The sequence below is a fragment of the Portibacter lacus genome, assembly GCF_021533215.1.
In the GTDB taxonomy this organism is placed as follows: Bacteria; Bacteroidota; Bacteroidia; order Chitinophagales; family Saprospiraceae; genus Portibacter; species Portibacter lacus.
Window position 1 is genome coordinate 123,904 of the sequence record NZ_JAJNKA010000014.1, and the last position, 16,698, is coordinate 140,601.

12 protein-coding genes and 1 tRNA gene are annotated in these 16,698 nt (G+C 36.4%); 8 read left to right on the plus strand and 5 right to left on the minus strand.

The annotated features are described in order from the left end of the window. Positions 1-52 precede the first annotated feature (52 nt). Positions 53-125, plus strand: a tRNA-Lys gene (locus L2586_RS20150). A 209-nt stretch (positions 126-334) separates the two neighbouring features. Here L2586_RS20150 and L2586_RS20155 read toward each other — a convergent pair. Genes L2586_RS20155 through L2586_RS20170 form a run of 4 tightly spaced genes read right to left on the minus strand, consistent with a single transcriptional unit; the run spans position 335 to position 4,519 of the window. Beyond that, on the minus strand, positions 335-1,093 hold the full coding sequence (locus tag L2586_RS20155; RefSeq protein WP_235294754.1) for a LytR/AlgR family response regulator transcription factor: 759 nt from the start codon (positions 1,091-1,093) through the stop codon (positions 335-337). Next, positions 1,074-2,108, minus strand: a complete 1,035-nt coding sequence (locus L2586_RS20160; protein ID WP_235294755.1) for a histidine kinase — start codon at positions 2,106-2,108, stop codon at positions 1,074-1,076. The genes L2586_RS20155 and L2586_RS20160 overlap by 20 nt, the downstream gene beginning before the upstream one ends. Continuing rightward, a complete protein-coding gene (locus L2586_RS20165) occupies positions 2,105-3,067 on the minus strand; it encodes a sensor histidine kinase (RefSeq protein ID WP_235294756.1) in 963 nt (320 codons plus the stop codon). Before L2586_RS20165 ends, L2586_RS20160 begins: the two co-directional genes overlap by 4 nt. Before the next feature lie 39 nt (positions 3,068-3,106). Further along, entirely contained in the window at positions 3,107-4,519 is a 1,413-nt protein-coding gene (locus tag L2586_RS20170; protein ID WP_235294757.1) for a hypothetical protein, read from the minus strand. Between the two features lie 197 nt (positions 4,520-4,716). On the opposite strand from L2586_RS20170, the gene L2586_RS20175 reads away from it, so the two are divergent. The 3 genes from L2586_RS20175 to L2586_RS20185 all read left to right on the plus strand — a co-directional run bounded on the left by L2586_RS20175 (position 4,717) and on the right by L2586_RS20185 (position 9,259). Further along, entirely contained in the window at positions 4,717-5,118 is a 402-nt protein-coding gene (locus L2586_RS20175) for a hypothetical protein (RefSeq protein WP_235294758.1), read from the plus strand. Between the two features lie 307 nt (positions 5,119-5,425). Next, positions 5,426-7,306, plus strand: a complete 1,881-nt coding sequence (locus tag L2586_RS20180) for a family 16 glycoside hydrolase (protein WP_235294759.1) — start codon at positions 5,426-5,428, stop codon at positions 7,304-7,306. 15 nt (positions 7,307-7,321) lie between these two features. Then, complete coding sequence (locus L2586_RS20185) at positions 7,322-9,259, plus strand: plastocyanin/azurin family copper-binding protein (RefSeq protein ID WP_235294760.1); 1,938 nt, start codon at positions 7,322-7,324, stop codon at positions 9,257-9,259. A 262-nt stretch (positions 9,260-9,521) separates the two neighbouring features. Here the strand turns inward: L2586_RS20185 and L2586_RS20190 are convergent, their stop codons facing one another. After that, complete coding sequence (locus L2586_RS20190; protein ID WP_235294761.1) at positions 9,522-11,135, minus strand: sodium:solute symporter; 1,614 nt, start codon at positions 11,133-11,135, stop codon at positions 9,522-9,524. 216 nt (positions 11,136-11,351) lie between these two features. Here L2586_RS20190 and L2586_RS20195 point away from each other — a divergent pair, with 216 nt between their 5' ends. The 4 genes from L2586_RS20195 (at position 11,352) to L2586_RS20210 (ending at position 16,697) form a co-directional block, all read left to right on the plus strand. Continuing rightward, a complete protein-coding gene (locus tag L2586_RS20195; protein WP_235294762.1) occupies positions 11,352-12,020 on the plus strand; it encodes an SGNH/GDSL hydrolase family protein in 669 nt (222 codons plus the stop codon). A gap of 458 nt (positions 12,021-12,478) precedes the next feature. After that, positions 12,479-15,586: a T9SS type A sorting domain-containing protein gene (locus L2586_RS20200; protein ID WP_235294763.1), complete on the plus strand. Its 3,108-nt coding sequence runs from the start codon at positions 12,479-12,481 to the stop codon at positions 15,584-15,586. Positions 15,587-15,711: 125 nt separating this feature from the next. Then, positions 15,712-16,284 (plus strand): YeeE/YedE family protein, encoded by a 573-nt coding sequence (locus L2586_RS20205; RefSeq protein WP_235294764.1) that lies wholly within the window; start codon positions 15,712-15,714, stop codon positions 16,282-16,284. Continuing rightward, on the plus strand, positions 16,284-16,697 hold the full coding sequence (locus L2586_RS20210) for a YeeE/YedE family protein (RefSeq protein WP_235294765.1): 414 nt from the start codon (positions 16,284-16,286) through the stop codon (positions 16,695-16,697). The genes L2586_RS20205 and L2586_RS20210 overlap by 1 nt, the downstream gene beginning before the upstream one ends. Position 16,698: the final 1 nt, after the last annotated feature.

Below are 16,698 nucleotides of genomic sequence, written 5' to 3' on the forward strand. Positions count from 1 at the left end.
TTGCAATCCCATTTGAGAAATCAAGTGTTTCTGATCATTTCAGAAATGGATTGATCGGTTAGCTCAGCTGGTAGAGCAACGCCCTTTTAAGGCGTGGGCCCTGGGTTCGAGCCCCAGACCGATCACTTCTTAAAGACTCAATAATTAATTTTATTGGGTCTTTTTTTATACACCCTATTCTCGGAATTGAAATAAATAAATTAATTGGACACCTTTCACTCTTCGTATCCGATTGAAAGCAAAACTATAGACCTAAAAAAAATAGAATAATGAAATGCTGGTCACTCATTAATGAATTACCTTCTCAAGGCATGCTTTAACATTGACCTAAATATTAATGCGCTCCTCCGAACCAGTTCTTAAAATCACTTACTCTCTCCCGACTAACGACCACCTCATCTGAAAATTCAGGATCAAGGGAAAGTTTTAATCGCCTATTAGAATGCACAATTACATCACTTATCGAAGAAATATTGACAATAAAGCCTCTATTAATCCTTTTAAATCTCGAAGCATCCACAAACCCTTCAATCTCCTCGATCGTATATTCAATTAAAAACTTTCTTCCAGATTGATGAACCAATAGGACGTCCCTTCCTTCCGCATAGAAGTAATGGATTTCATTTGTCAATATAGATTGAATGTGATTCCCCTTCTTAACTAGAAATCTCTGTTTATATCCTTTCTGTTTTATTTGCGTCAGCACTGGTCTTGAAATCGGCTGTGTATATTGACTCTTCAGATTATCATACTTAATCAGTGCCTTGGACAAAGACGTAAAACTGATCGGCTTTAACAAATAATCGATGCTATTCACCTTGAATGCATCTATGGCATACTCATCGAAGGCAGTCGTAAAAATCACTGGTTTTGTTACGTTCACTTTAGAAAATATTTCGAAACTAAGCCCATCCGCTAACTGGATATCCATGAAAAAGAGATCTACTTCATCATGATGGTCCATTATCCACGTAATACTCTCTTTTATGGATGTCAATTTCACCAGCAGTGTGATATCGATAGAACATTTATCAAAATACCTTTCCAGCTTCTCCGCAGCTAGTGGCTCATCTTCAATTAATACTACTTTCATAGAGTTGGAGTTTTGGCAATGAAATCACTTTTTCATCAATGGTTTCCTTCAAATGTATTTCTTGATCTGAATAGATTCTATATTTTTCGACGACTGGATTCAATGTTTCGGTGGTCAATCTCGAGTTCAACTTTTCAACAGGTACATATTTAATAACAATTCTACCTGAATCAAATCCAATATTTATACGCATTGGTTCTGCTAAAGCGTAAATCGTACTTCTAATAATCTTCTCAAAGATAAATATCATGCTGCCAGGCGGCACATATCCTTCCAGATCTTGACGATACGCCACCTCCGTTTTTCGGTACGGCATTGCATTATAAATTCTGATGAGGATTTCGACCATCTCTATCTCCTCATTGACCTCCACCAACTCTCGATCCATTTTTAATAAGTTGTATCGATACAGTTGAGAAAAATCGTCTGTCAATCGTTCTGCCATATCTGGATCTTCCTTCATGATCACAATTAATGTCTCCAGACAGTCGTACAGCAAGTCAGCATTGATCTTATGACTGTAATCAATAAAATCATGTCTTACTTTTTTAATCAAGGCCTTCTCCCCTTCTAACTTATGTTTATTAATCGTATACATTAACTGATTCCCTTTATATAACAACAAATACATAAGCGTAATAAAGCCAAAAATGGAATTAAAAATGAGGAGCTCTCGCAAATTTGGCGTGTAACCTAGCACTTTACTAAAATATAGATTTATGGAAAAGGTTACTATCAAAACCGATCCAACGATAATCACTAAAAACTGAAATATTGTCCTTATGATTAAGGCATCTAGTTTATCAAACTTGGCAAAGATCAGTAATGAAAACCGACTGTATTCTTGAATAATAAATGCTAAACCTATGCAAACGTATAGTTCTTGGCCAAGGAAATTTTCACTTAACTGTTCTACATTGTTATTGATTAGCAACATTAACAAATAGACAATTATTCCGCTAAACAAGGGACTTAGCAATCGAAAGAATGGAAGATGTATGAACAGTTTCTTCATTTAATCAATGGTAAGTACACGGTAAAATCACCATTACTTTCGACTCTGATCGCTTGTTCAGAAATTAGCTCGTATCTTTCAGCAATATTCTGAAGTCCCACTTTTGTAGAATGCCGAACGGATTCTTTCAGGTTTTTCTTGTTAGAAATTTGTAAATGGTCATTCTGATCTTTAATGCTAACCACTAGTTCATTTTCTGCATTCATCAAGTTATGCTTGACTGCATTTTCCAAAAGCATCTGCAAGGTCAAAGGTGGAATTTTGGATTTTAAAGCCTCTTCTCCTACAGTTGTAATAAGCTGCAAATGCTTTCCGAACCTGATTTTCATCATTTCCACATAAGAGTCAACAAACTTTAACTCGGTGTCAACATTGACCAAAGGACTATCGTATCGCTTTAATACATAATCAAATGATTTCGCCAATGATCTGATAAATTTTTCAGCTTCCTCCACATCCTTGTGAAATAGTGCCGAAAGCGCATTCATGCTATTGAATAAAAAATGCGGACTCAATTGAGACTTTAATGCTGCTAGCTGCAAGGTAGTTTGCTTCCTTTGGAGTACTTGATGTTCTAGCTGTCCTTTGTTATATTCATAATAAGAATAGAATATGAAATAAATGATATTAAAAAAGATCGATAAGCACAACATGATGATAAGCAATTTGATATGTATACTTGTCACCGTCTGACCAAAAACATTAAGAAAAACAATGCACATCAGGGATGGCAAAAGAGCAAGCGTAATGATGCCGACTAACATGCGTAGCCCTACATTATTTCTCCAGCTGATATACCGGTCTAACTTTAGAGAAACCCATCCTGACAGGTATGCGATCATAATTCCTAGCACAGCACACATCATCATTTCTAAAGGGTCGTTTTCTGCGTCAATATTCAAAAAAACATACACAGAAATACCCAATAAAATACCGAGCCCAATTTTCAGAAGATTCATTATTTTCCGTAAATGCATTCCCTAATTTAGGGAATAAAATTATTTAATTGCGTTTAGAGCTCTTTCTTTACTGTGATCCGAACTGATTTCATCAGCAGCTTTCCGATAGGCCTCTTTTACTTGATTAGAACTGCTTCTTACTGTGGGACTAAATGAAATAAGCACTTCAGAAATAGTATGATCTGAATCTATAAATTTGATCGCATTTAAGATATTAACTAAGCTTGCCTCTGACAATTTCTTATCATTAAACGACCTAAATGTTTCACCTTGTAAATGACTAGAATCCATGCTAAGATTAGCTCGAATTAACTTTTCTATAATGGATGGAGTGAGTTGCTGGTTATTTATTATGTTCCTTAGAACTTCACTTTTCTGATGTTCAGAATTAACGTCTTCCGTTACTAACATTAAAACTCTATCTAATTCATTTTCACTAAGATCCTCATCTAACATATTCAACAATATATCGGCTCTATGATGATCTGAGTCAATGTTATCTAGTAAATCTAAAAACAATTCATATCCACTTTCAGAAATCCCAGGCATACTCAAGGCGATCTTTAACAAGTCAGCCTTATGATGATCTGAATTGATTTCATCTGCCGATTTCAAGACCAGGTCAATGTTTCTCGGATTCATTTTCTTCGTTCTAAGAATTTCTCTAATAATATCCGCTTTGTGGTGATCTGATTCGATTTCATCTAAGATTGAACATAAAGGTTCGAGCTCATCGTCATTGATCAGCTCCGATCTGACTGCTGTCTTCAAGATTTCAGCCTTATGATGATCTGAATCTATAGATCCCACTGTTTTTATATATTCAGTAGTTACGTATTTATTACGAAGAAAGCTATTCATATTATATTTCAGAATATCTGCCTTATGATGGTCAGAATCTATATCTGAAATTTCTTCTAAAAGTGGAATATAATCTTCATTCCTTAAATTTTTATTCAATAGCAACTTCAGATACTGTGATTTGACGTGATCGCTATTGATTTGCTTTACTTCATTCACTACTGCAGTTGCACCACCATTAGCAAACAGTCGATCGACCCTCTTCTCCGAACCTAAGGTCGTTGTTCTAACCACTTCTAGTAAAATCTCTGCCATCCATTTCTGACCTTCAGGACTAAACGGCACCTCTTTCGTCCCTACATAATATGTCTTCACTAACCTGCCTCCTTCCTCTTCTATATAAACTCTCCGCCTACTTCCAAATGCGGATTTCTTAATCTCCATAAAACCACCATCTGAAATAGCAATTACATCAGAATCATCATCTGAAAGAGTGATCTCCCCTTCATACTCTAAAGAAAAATTAGCTCCATTCTCGGTTTTCACTTTCATAGTGGTTTTACCATTCGTCTGATTAATGCTAATCGAAGAAGACTGACTGTAACCGATTAGTGGAATACTTAGTATGAGAATAGTTATTAGTGTTTTCATTTTTAAATATTTAGTCATTCAATGGTTTAAAGGTGAGTCTTTTATATTCATTGAAAAAAAAGAATGTATTGAATTGGCCTATTTCTGTAGTGAATCGTACAGCTTTCTATTATTGTCAATGTTAAATTCGAATTTCCGATAGTGGTATATGCATTTATATGTATCTATAATTATACCCAGTACCTAAATAATTAGAAATGAATATCCAATACCCTGCCCTTGGCCTGCTTATATTATTTATAAGCGTATTATTAATACATAGTTGTGATCTAAACAGTGCAACTTCATCTGACAAAGATCTCCTTATCGGTGACTGGCGGACAACAAGCTTCCAAGTCGATGACAAAGAAAATCTAAATACCATATTTGAATCTGTAGACATGCAATATGATCGTGCTGGTTCTTCTGTTTGGTTATTTACTGACTTAGATGGCAAAACAGAATCCGTATCTGGTAAGTTCGAAGTAGAAACTGGAAACCTTAATTCAGTATTGAAGTTTATCGATCCAGAATTTTCCATGGTTATCAATGATACTTTGTATTTATCTGGCATATCTGGTAGCAATGCCCAGTATTTTATTAAAGCAGTAAAGTATTAGAATTGCTTCGGATAAATCTTATCTGATTGTCAATGTTTTAATAATTCATATTTTGTCACCCTCACTTTTCAAGAATATAATGTTTTGAGAGGAATTCAAATATTCTCTACTCTTCTATTTCTTTCTTTATAACCATAGCTTAAATTGGCCAGCATTCAGTGTTCGACGCTAATAAAAAAAGATTTAATATACTCGAACACATCACCGCAGCTTAAATTTTAGGCTCATACAGCTTAATATTTGCTCAAAATTAAATATTGTCCATAAATTCTACGATATTCAAGATTCGTAATTAAAATAGACATAAATGCCAACCACTCGCTTACTGTTACTGTTAAGTATTTTAATATACTTCTCAAGTTGTAGCATTGATCCTCATACAAATGTATTTAACGATTTAAAAAAGGAAAGCACAACTGCAATTTCAACATTCCCTATGGAATCTGTAGACTTAAGCAGTTTCACAACTTTCGAATCCAAGGGAAAAAACTGGCAACTTGTAGGAGACGTATATACTGATTTCAATGATGGGTCAACATTTGAACTAACTAACGGCACAGGTATCCTTGCCAATAAAATGCTCGACTCAGGAAACGATGCCCTATATTCCACATTTGAACATGGTGATATTGAATTGCAATTTGAATATTTAATTCCTAAGAAATCAAATTCCGGAATTTATTTTCAAGGAAGATATGAATTGCAACTTTTCGATAGTTATGGAGTCGAGACTCCTAGTGTTTCCGATGCTGGCGCTATTTATGAAAGATGGGATAACAGCAAGCCTGACGGCGAGAATGGATACGATGGTCATCCACCTTCTGTGATTACAAACAAGGCTCCAGGGTTATGGCAAGAAATGAAAATATTTTTTAGAGCCCCAAGATTTAATAAAAATGGAGAGAAAACACAAGATGCTAGATTTGAATCTGTTTTTCATAATGGTATTTTAATCCAAGATAATGTTTCTCTCTCTGGACCGACACGAGGTCCATTTCTAGAAGGGGAAGCAGCTTACGGACCAATTGTCATTCAAGGTGATCATGGAAATATTGCCTTTAGGAATATCAAGTTTAAATCTTATACCCAAGATTCGCTTACTTTAAGCGACTTAACTTACAAATATTTTGAACATCCTTACGATGTTACCTTTCCAGAATTTGACACTGTTAAAATTTTAAAAAATGGATCAGCTACATCGCTTGATCCATCGGTTGCAAATGAAAAAGAAGATCATTACGGATTAATCTTTAATGGGAAATTACATGTACCAGTATCAGGAGAATATCTATTTAAGACGGCCATTGATGATGGTGGTGCATTATGGATCGATGGCAAGCAAATCGTCCACAATGAAGGTGATCCAGGATATTCTGAGCAAAACGGCATTGCAAAACTCGACAGCGGCGTTACTGATTTTGAATTAAGATTTTATGATAATGTATGGAGTGCAACCATAAGGATTGATTATGAAGGTCCACAGATTTACCATCACGTACTTGGAAGAAAAGCACCTTCCCCAAAGGCTAGGAATTCAAATGGTAAAATACTTATTGAGTCTGTTTCTGAACCTGAAATGTATAGAAACTTCACGGTTTATGACGGACAAAAAAGAACACATGCCATATCTGTAGGATCGCCAGATAAAATTCATTATGCATACGATCTTGAAGAAGGATCTTTATTAAAATTCTGGCGTGGAGGATTTGCTGACATGACAGGCATGTGGAAAAATAGAGGCGAACCGCAAATTTTAGAACCAATAAATGCATCCATAGAATCTGTAGCAGGTGTCCCCATCGGAATGCTTACTGAAGATCAAAAAAAATGGACTTCGTTATCTACTCAGAAGGTTTCATATAGAGGATATGAGATAACTGAGAGTGGCTACCCACTCTTCACCTATGAGTCTAATAATAACTCTTGGTCAGACCTCTTACAACCTTCTAGTGATAAAACAATGTTAGTCCGAAAAATATCTGACATCAGAAATACTTCAGAAATATCGATGCGTATAGCACAAGGAGAAATCATTAAGAAACTTCCTAATGGCTTATACAGCGTAGATGGCAAGTTTTATCTCAAGCTAGATGAGACCAGTAATCCTAAAATATTGACTAGTAACCAAAATGAACTTATTGTTTTTCCAGATGATTCTGGTCAAATCACTTACAGCATTTTCTGGTAATCCATAAATTATAAAATGAAACGTACAATACATATAATCATCTATTTATTTGCAATCCAATTATCAGCTCAAGTAACCAATGCGGTTAAAGAAGATGTATACTACTCTATTCAGGACATATTCATTCCTGAAAATATTGAACTAGAAGTAGGTGGTATGGTCTTTAATGATAAAGGAAGCCTAGGAATTACCACGAGAAGAGGTGAATTATGGGAAATCACGAATCCAAGCAGCAAGCAACCTGTATATAATAGATTTGCTTCCGGTCTACATGAACCTCTAGGATTAAACTGGAAAGATGGTTCGTATTATCTATCACAGCGAGGAGAGCTGACCAAATTAACAGATATAAACAAAGATGGTAAAGCTGACAAATATGAAAGCATTTATAGCTGGCCTCTAGAAGGGAACTATCATGAATATTCATACGGGCCTAAATTTTTACCAAATGGGGATATGCTCGTCAGTCTTAACTTAGGATGGATAGGAAAAGGTGCAAGTTTATCTAAATGGCGCGGATGGATTGTCCAGATATCTCCAGAAGGAGAATTAACACCCATTGCGACGGGAATGCGTTCTCCAGCAGGTTTTGGGTTTAATAGTCAAGGCGACCTCTTCTACACAGAGAACCAAGGAGACTGGGTCGGTTCAGGTCGGATGACCCACGTTGAAAAAGGAGATTTTGTAGGAAACCCAGAAGGATTAAAATGGTCTGGAGAGGAAGGATCTCCAGTAAGCTTGAAATTCGAAGATTTCCAAGATTTAGAAGAAACAACTTTGTACGATTATTCTAAAAAAGTAGAAGGCATCAAGCCTCCTTCCGTATGGTTTCCGCATACACTTATGGGAATATCAACATCTGACCTTGTTGTGATCCCAGAAGGTTTTGGTCCATTCGAAAATCAACTTTTAGTGGGTGATCAAGGACATAGTAAAGTCATGCGTGTCTTCCAAGAAAAAGTGAATGGTGTATACCAAGGCATTTGTTTTCCATTTAGAGAAGGTTTCGAATCTGGGATACTAAGAATGGTATTCGATGATGATCAATCATTGTATGTGGGTATGACAAGCAGGGGATGGTCTTCTACAGGAAAGAAAAAATTTGGATTAGAACGATTGGTATGGAACAAGAATCTTCCGTTTGAAATGAAAACAGTTAAGGCAAAGTCATTTGGATTCGAAATTGAATTCACAGACTTAGTGGACAAAGCAAGCGCAACTGACATCGAATCATATAGCATAACTGATTTTAACTACAAGTACCACCTGACATATGGTAGTCCTATTATTAATCAGGAAGTGAAAAACATTTCTAAAGTAGAATTAGATGATGATCAAAAAACGGTTAGAATCTATATCGACGGAATGCGGAATGGATATATTTATGAAATTGATGCAAAAAGCGTAAACGACAGGTCAGGTTCGCCACTCTTGCACAACAAAGGTTATTATACCCTTAATGAAATCCCTGCTGGAGAAAATGGCGTTGTAGATCACAGCGCACATAATATGCCTGAAGTTGAAACGAAGGATATTATATCTCCGAAAAGACCTACCGATATGCCTAAGTCATGGACTGAAGGACCAGACCAAATAATTACCATGGGTACAAAACCTGGTTTAAAATTTGACATTAGTGAAGTCACGGTTAAAGCTGGTAGCAAAATCAAGTTGGTTTTTAATAACAATGACGATATGTTACATAATATGATCATTGTTAATCCAGAAAAAGCAGATGAAGTCGCTCAGTTAGCCGTGGAACTTGGATTAAGCGGTTTAGAAAAAGGTTTTATTCCACAATCTGACGAAATCATTGCTCATACGAATTTAATGCAACCTCACACCTCTGATGCCATTTATTTTAGTGCACCAAGTAAGCCAGGGACTTACCAATATGTTTGTACTTTTCCTGGACATGCAGCCATAATGAGAGGTATCATGATTGTAGAATAATATATACTTTTAGGAATAAAGCATTGACATTAAAAGCAATAAGTCTTATTATTTTCTGGATAATTTCTTCTTTAGGAATTGACTCCTAGGAGCATTGCTTTCGCTCTGCATGATCATATTATGATAAATCTTAATGTAATACAGAGTTAATCATTAGAATCAGCGTAGAAAGTGTAAGTCATTTGATACAATAATAACACAATGCTAAAAGAGAAGTGAAAGTCTTTCATTTCTAAAACACATCAAATAATGAGTGATTTGTTTAGCTAAATGTAATCATAATCCATGCAATAATCCCAACTATAGCTAGCGTCGCTATAATATCACCAATTCCATAACTTGCTTTATTCTCAGCTTTTTGTTCATCACTTATCGCTCCAAAAGTAAGACCTTTGATTTGCTCTTCATCTGGTGGCGAAGACAGCAAACTCACTACTAAAGCAATAAGTACACAAGTGAAAAAGAATAATGCCCCGAAGGCAAGCCAATTAAACTCAGCAAATCGGTGGATAAATGAACCTGGATTCATGCTGGTGATAAAAGTTTCTGCCATTAATTTGGACATCCCTAATACCATTCCTGCAACTAAGGCTGCAATAGCACCATTCGCATTCATCCGTTTCCAGAAAATTCCCATTAAGAATACAGCCGCAATAGGAGGTGCTAAATAAGCCTGAACTTTCTGCAGGTATTCATAAAGGCCGTCAGATAATACAGAGATTACGGGTATCCACAGAATACCTAAAATCACTACTACTCCAGTAGCAATCTTCCCAATATTAACCAATGCTTTCTCCGGCTTTTCTGGATACAATCTTTTATAAATATCTAAAGTAAATAGCGTGGAACAAGAATTAAAAACAGACGCTAACGAACTCATTAATGCTGCCATAAGCCCTGCTGCCACAAGTCCTCTAAGTCCAGATGGAAGTAAGTGCGTCATCAAAACTGGGAATGCCTGATCAGGAGAATCAAAACTTATTTCACCTCGCATCTTTAAAGCTAAAGCCACTATTCCAGGAATCAAGAATAAAAATATCGGCATAATCTTCATGGCTGCACCGAAGATCGTTCCTCGTCTGGCTTCTTTTAAATTTTTCGCAGTCAAAACTCTTTGAACAATTACCTGATCTGTACACCAATACCACACACCTACCACAGATGACGTAAACACGAGTGGCAACCAAGGAAAATCAGGATCAGAATTCGGTCTCCACATATTCATATACTCAGGAGTAACAGTTTCCTTTAAACTACTCCACCCACCGACTGCATCTAATCCCATAAATGTTAATGTTGCAGCACCTATTATCAACACGATTGCTTGCACGGTTTCCGTATAAACCACCGCCTTCATCCCTCCTAATATGGTATATATTCCAGTTAAGACCACCGTAGATATCGCACCGACCCAAAATGGAATGCCCAGTAACGTAGAGACTACAATTCCTCCTGCAAATATGGTTACGGAAACTTTAGTTAGTACATAGGCAATTATGGAAACAACAGATAAAACCCACCTCGATCTGGCATCAAATCTTCTTTCTAAAAATTCAGGCATGGTAAATACTTTGCTTCTTGCATAGAATGGAAGAAATAACCACCCAAGCATCAGTACAATCCATGAGTGAAGCTCGTAAATTAACAGCGGCATCTTATCTCCAGCACCATTACCTGCTAGTCCTACCACATGCTCAGAACCAATATTAGATGCAAAAATAGATGCACCAACCACAAACCAACCTACATTCCTTCCTGCTAAGAAATAATCCTCTGTATTTGTATTTTTTTGTCTTATTACCCACCAAGCTATCCCTAAAAGGATTACAAAATAAAGACTTAATACAACCCAATCTAAGGAATCTAAACTTGTCATCTTTGCGTTTTATAGTTTTACTTATTGGTCTTCTGAAATACCTAGATATATTAAATTCATATGTCTTCCTATCCTATTCTTCTTAATTTAAGAACACAAAATCTATTACATCTACTTTAAATTCGGTTCTTTCTTAATTTCACTCAGAAAGAGTTTGCAATTGTAAGTTATTTCTGCTAATAAATTTTAATATTTGGGTAAACTTAAAATTTAATCATGATAAAACCAATAGCAATCCTTCTAAGTTTCTGTTTAATCACAGCATTTTCAACCAAACAAAAAAAAGTCATCTTTTTTGGTGATTCTATTACTCAAGCTGGAGTGAACGATATTGGATACATTACTAAAATGCAAAAGATTGCAAAGGACGAAGGCTTTGCAGATAAAGTGGAATTAATCGGAAAAGGAATCGGTGGCAATAAAGTCTATGACCTATATTTAAGAATGTACGATGATGTCCTTTCCCATAATCCAGACATCGTTTATATTTATATCGGTGTAAATGATGTATGGCACAAGCAAAGTCATGGTACTGGAACTGATGCGAATAAATTCGAAAGATTTTATCAGGCTATCATAGATTCAATGCAAGCTAGGCAAATTGACCTTATTCTAGTTACTCCAGGTGTCATAGGAGAAAAAACAGACTTTAGTAATTCATTGGACGGTGATCTGAACCAATATTCGAAAATCATAAAATCTCTAGCAGAAAAAAACAATACCGGGCTAATCGACCTTAGAGGAATGATGATTGACCACAACAAAACGAATAATCCTGAAAATATGGAGAAAGGAGTTTTAACAAGAGATCGAGTCCACTTAAATGAGAAAGGAAATGATTTTGTTGCCAATATTTTCTGGAAAACATTAAAGGATAAATTGTAACGTATTTTTCCTAAACCGATCTTCATGGGTTTGCAACTATAGCAAACAATAATATCTATTGCATTGGATAGCAAATAATATTACACAACAACTATGTAGTACTTTATGTGCTCTTGTGAAGGTTTGTTCGTGTTAATTCTTTGGGGTTCTTTCAGATAATCAATGTTTGACCCTTTCTCAATTCACACTCCGAAATTGACACACATTTCTATTCAAAAAGTTAAAAAACAGCCTTCTAGCTAAAACAATATTTTGATTTCAATGTTAAAGTGCTAAGAAAAAATGACCGTACATCCATCAAGTGCAATTTTATTCTTAAATTTTAATCAATTTAAGAATGAAGCAAATCTTAGCCATTCATATTCTGATATATTTCAGAGATAGAAGCATGCAGGAAACGCTTACATTCTAGCATTAAAAAAGTAAACTTATTCAGAAAAACAACCTGACTATTTACTATGAGCAAAACATCCTTAATAAACCTTCTACTAATTTTGCTCATTCTACCAATTGCCCATTCACAAGAAAAAATAAAAGTAGAAAACATAGAAGTTACAAGTACAAAAGTCATTAAACTTGGACACTCTGAACCCATTCGTGAATTACAAAAACGTGCAAGAACGTCACCAATAAAGAGGAGATTAAACAAGCGCAACAAACAAGTACCCGATAATTTCAAAGGTCGAAGAGATCGTAGCAAAGCCGTTCATCTCAATATTGAACACCTAGGTAATGATCCACTTCGTCAAAAAGAGACATCAGCAGAAAGCACTAAATCACGGATCCTTCATAATTTTAATGGTATAGGAGATTTCGGATCTCCCCATGATCCATCTGGAGATGTTAGTGATCGATATTATGTACAAATGATTAACGCTACATATATCGGAGTGTACAATCTGGATGGAGCGTTAATTTCGGAATTTAGTGCTAACACTTTATGGTTTGAATTTTCTCAGAACTCAGCAGGAGATCCGATTGTACTTTATGATGAAACAGCAGACCGCTGGATCTTAACTGAATTTTCTAATCCTTCAAACATTCTGATCGCCATCAGTGATAATGGAGATCCACTAGGTAGTTACAGTGCCTACAACTTTAGCACTCCTAATTTTCCAGATTATCCGAAATATGGATTAAGTCCTGAATTTCTGACCTTCACATCTAATGAAGAAGGTAGTGGTCAATTACATAATTACTTTATCGACCTAAAAGCGTTGTATGCAGGTGATAATGAAGTGAATATGCAACGTATCAGAGTTAATGGTAACAACTCGACGGAGGCAGGCTTTTTTGTTACCACTCCAGTAGACTGGAACGGTAGAACAGCACCATATGACAATAAACCCATTACCATACTACTTAACGATAGTTCATGGAGTGGTGGCCCTGCTCAAGACCAAATAGAAGTTTTTTCCTTTGATATCGATTTCTCAAATGAAGGCAATACAGAAGTTACAAAGACAGTAATTCCTACGACTCCATTTGACTCTTATCCTTGTGCAGAGAGTGGGTTTGGTTTTGCTTGTATTCCTCAGAAAGATGGCCCAGGCTTAGATGGAGTTCCAGAAACCATCATGAATGTTCCGCATCTAAGGAATTTCGGAACACATGAATCAATGGTTTTCGCCTTTATAACCGATGCAACAAATGGAGACAATATCTCTGGAATTCGCTGGATGGAATTGAGAAGAACTGGAGCGGACAGCGAGTGGGCACTCTATCAAGAAGGCACATTCGCTCCAGATGATGAACTTCATCGCTTTTTACCTTCCATAGCAATAGACGCCAAAGGAAGTATCGGTCTCGCATACAATATATCTAGTCCAGATATTTATGTAGGTGCTCGATACACTGGTCGAAATGCAGCTGACCCATTAGGCAGAATGACCTTAGAAGAAGTAACGATAGTAGACGGACTCGATGTTATCTATTCTGGCGAGCGCTTCGGAGATTACTCTCAGATGTCAGTATCCCCTAATCATGACGACACCTTCTGGTGGACATCTGAATATGCAGGTGAAGGCAGACAGGTTACTCAGACTCGTATTGTGGCCTTTCAGATCAGGCAAGACTCCTTTGACTTAACCGTGAAATCTATTGACAATCCAATAACTTCATCTGAATTATCTTCTGAAGAAAAAATTTCAGCTACGATTCTAAATAGTGGATTAAAACAGGTTTCTAATTTTGAAGTTGATCTCTTACTTGATGATGCGATAATTGAATCCATTGTGGTTGATCAGAACATTGGCCCAAATGACTTCTTTCAAGTGAATTTTTCTTCACTGATTGACATGTCACTAAAAGCTAATTATGATTTTGAAGTAATCGTGAGATCTGATTTTGATGAGAATCTAGCCAATGACACGCTAAAAACAGTTATTCGAAATCTTCATGAACTAGAAATAGATATTAAAGGACATATCCAACAAGGAAACTGCACAGATACTACACAAACTTCAATTTCTATTCTGAATGATGGTGCTCAGACCATAGATTCTTTAACTTTCGAAGTACTCGTTAATGAAGTAGTTTGGGATACTTTCAGACTCAAAGAAACAATTAAATTCGGAGAACGTAAAAATGTAATTTATAAAAGTATTGACTTACCTAACGGTTTTAATACCATTGATTTTTCATTGCTTTCTATAAATGAAAGTCCTAGTGATGGTATCCCTGAAAACAACAACTTAAGGCTTTCCGCTGAGCAACTGCCTCAAGACCACTTCATTACCATTAATTTTACAACTGATAAGTTTCCAGAAGAAAGTGGTTGGAACTTGTATAGCCAGAATTCTGGAGAACTTATCGCAAGTGGGATATTAGAATTACTAGAAACTACCATTTCTACTAATGCGTGTGTTAACCCTGATTCTTGTTTCACATTTATAGCGACAGATACCTATGGAGATGGAATCTGCTGTAACTATGGTAGTGGCAATTTTAACATAACCGATAATGAAGGCTTAATAATCGTTGCTAATAATGGTAATTTCGGTCCGCAAGCCGAGATCTCATTTTGTGCACGTGGCACAGTATGTTCTTTAACTTATTCAACAGACATAACAGATGCGACCTCGGAATCTGCAGCAGACGGAATTATTCTCATCAATGTTGATAATGGTATAGCTCCTTATCAGTATAGTATCGACGGGGGAAAAAACTTCCAGACCGATGCAGTTTTCTCAGCACTCTCATCGGGTGACTATGATATCGTTGTGAAGGATGCATCTGGAATTTGCGAATTAATGGAAACGGTTGCCGTCAGATTTACTTCTCAGGTCTTAGATTACTATGGTAATGAGGTTATTATTGATATCAATCCTAATCCCACATCCGACTTAATTAAAATAAACATTTCAAGCCAAGATCTCTTAGAACCAATGATTGAGGTACAAATCCTTGATCTTACTGGACAGATCCTCCAGCAAAGGAAAATCAATAAGTACAGTGGGGTCTATACAGGTACATTTTCTATGATGGCCTACCCTGCCGGAACTTATCTTATCAGAGTAGATCAGACATCCTTTAATTACATGCAGAAAGTGATTAAACTCAACTAACACGCCTAGCAAATTCACCATTGCTCGTGGACTAGTAAGCTAGCAAGGATAATGTCCACAGTACAACAATTACATTTACCGATTAATATTATCTTCACGATTTATTTCAAAATTAACAATAAGTAATGATTGATTTTATATCACAACCCTGGCATTGGGCAGTGTCAGGTGCAATGATCGTCGTAGTCATGGTACTACTCACCTACTCAGGAGGACGATTCGGAGTTTCATCTAACCTGCAAACACTGTGCGCAATGGGCGGTGCAGGAAAGTTTAGTGACTACTTTAGAATAGACTGGAAATCTAATATCTGGAATCTAGTATTCATTGGTGCTTCTGTTATTGGTGGATTTATAGCTTCTCAATATTTAGCAAGTCCAGAACCCGTGCAAATTGCTGAAAGCACACAAGCTTACTTGACGACTATCGGTATCGAAACACCACAAACCATGAGTGAAGGGACAGGCTTTGTACCGTCTGAAATCTTTTCAGAATTGGGAAAACCAGTGAACTGGGTACTGCTTGTACTTGGTGGTTTTCTTGTTGGATTTGGAACCAGATATGCCGGTGGTTGTACATCTGGGCATGCTATTAGTGGATTAGCTAATTTGCAATTGGCATCACTTATTGCAGTGGTTGGATTTTTTATAGGAGGTTTATTAATGGCATGGGTTATACTACCCGCAATTTTATCGTAATGAAGTATTTAAAATATATATTGATTGGTATCCTCTTCGGGATCGTAATGACAAAATCTGAAGCTATTTCTTGGTTCCGAATTCAAGAAATGTTTCGATTCGAAAGTTTCCACATGTATGGAATTATAGGAACTGCCGTAATTCTAGGAGCCATAGCTGTTCAGATCATGAAAAGAACACAAATGAAAACCATTAATGGCGAAGCACCCAAATTCACCATTAAAGATGGGGGAGTATTTAGATTAATCGTAGGTGGAACCATTTTTGGCCTAGGTTGGGCAATGACTGGCGCATGTCCTGGACCTATGTTCGTCCTTATTGGCCATGGCGTTTGGTCTATCCTAATTGTGATCGCCTCAGCTTTACTCGGAACATTCGTATATGGTCTGATTAAACATAAACTACCACACTAAT

Excerpts from the sequence above, each read along its gene's own strand:
- L2586_RS20155 (WP_235294754.1), bottom strand. The coding sequence starts at position 1,093 with ATGAAAGTAGTATTAATTGAAGATGAGCCACTAGCTGCGGAGAAGCTG.
- L2586_RS20160 (WP_235294755.1), bottom strand. The coding sequence starts at position 2,108 with ATGAAGAAACTGTTCATACATCTTCCATTCTTTCGATTGCTAAGTCCC.
- L2586_RS20165 (WP_235294756.1), bottom strand. The coding sequence starts at position 3,067 with ATGAATCTTCTGAAAATTGGGCTCGGTATTTTATTGGGTATTTCTGTG.
- L2586_RS20170 (WP_235294757.1), bottom strand. The coding sequence starts at position 4,519 with ATGAAAACACTAATAACTATTCTCATACTAAGTATTCCACTAATCGGT.
- L2586_RS20175 (WP_235294758.1), top strand. The coding sequence starts at position 4,717 with ATGAATATCCAATACCCTGCCCTTGGCCTGCTTATATTATTTATAAGC.
- L2586_RS20180 (WP_235294759.1), top strand. The coding sequence starts at position 5,426 with ATGCCAACCACTCGCTTACTGTTACTGTTAAGTATTTTAATATACTTC.
- L2586_RS20185 (WP_235294760.1), top strand. The coding sequence starts at position 7,322 with ATGAAACGTACAATACATATAATCATCTATTTATTTGCAATCCAATTA.
- L2586_RS20190 (WP_235294761.1), bottom strand. The coding sequence starts at position 11,135 with ATGACAAGTTTAGATTCCTTAGATTGGGTTGTATTAAGTCTTTATTTT.
- L2586_RS20195 (WP_235294762.1), top strand. The coding sequence starts at position 11,352 with ATGATAAAACCAATAGCAATCCTTCTAAGTTTCTGTTTAATCACAGCA.
- L2586_RS20200 (WP_235294763.1), top strand. The coding sequence starts at position 12,479 with ATGAGCAAAACATCCTTAATAAACCTTCTACTAATTTTGCTCATTCTA.
- L2586_RS20205 (WP_235294764.1), top strand. The coding sequence starts at position 15,712 with ATGATTGATTTTATATCACAACCCTGGCATTGGGCAGTGTCAGGTGCA.
- L2586_RS20210 (WP_235294765.1), top strand. The coding sequence starts at position 16,284 with ATGAAGTATTTAAAATATATATTGATTGGTATCCTCTTCGGGATCGTA.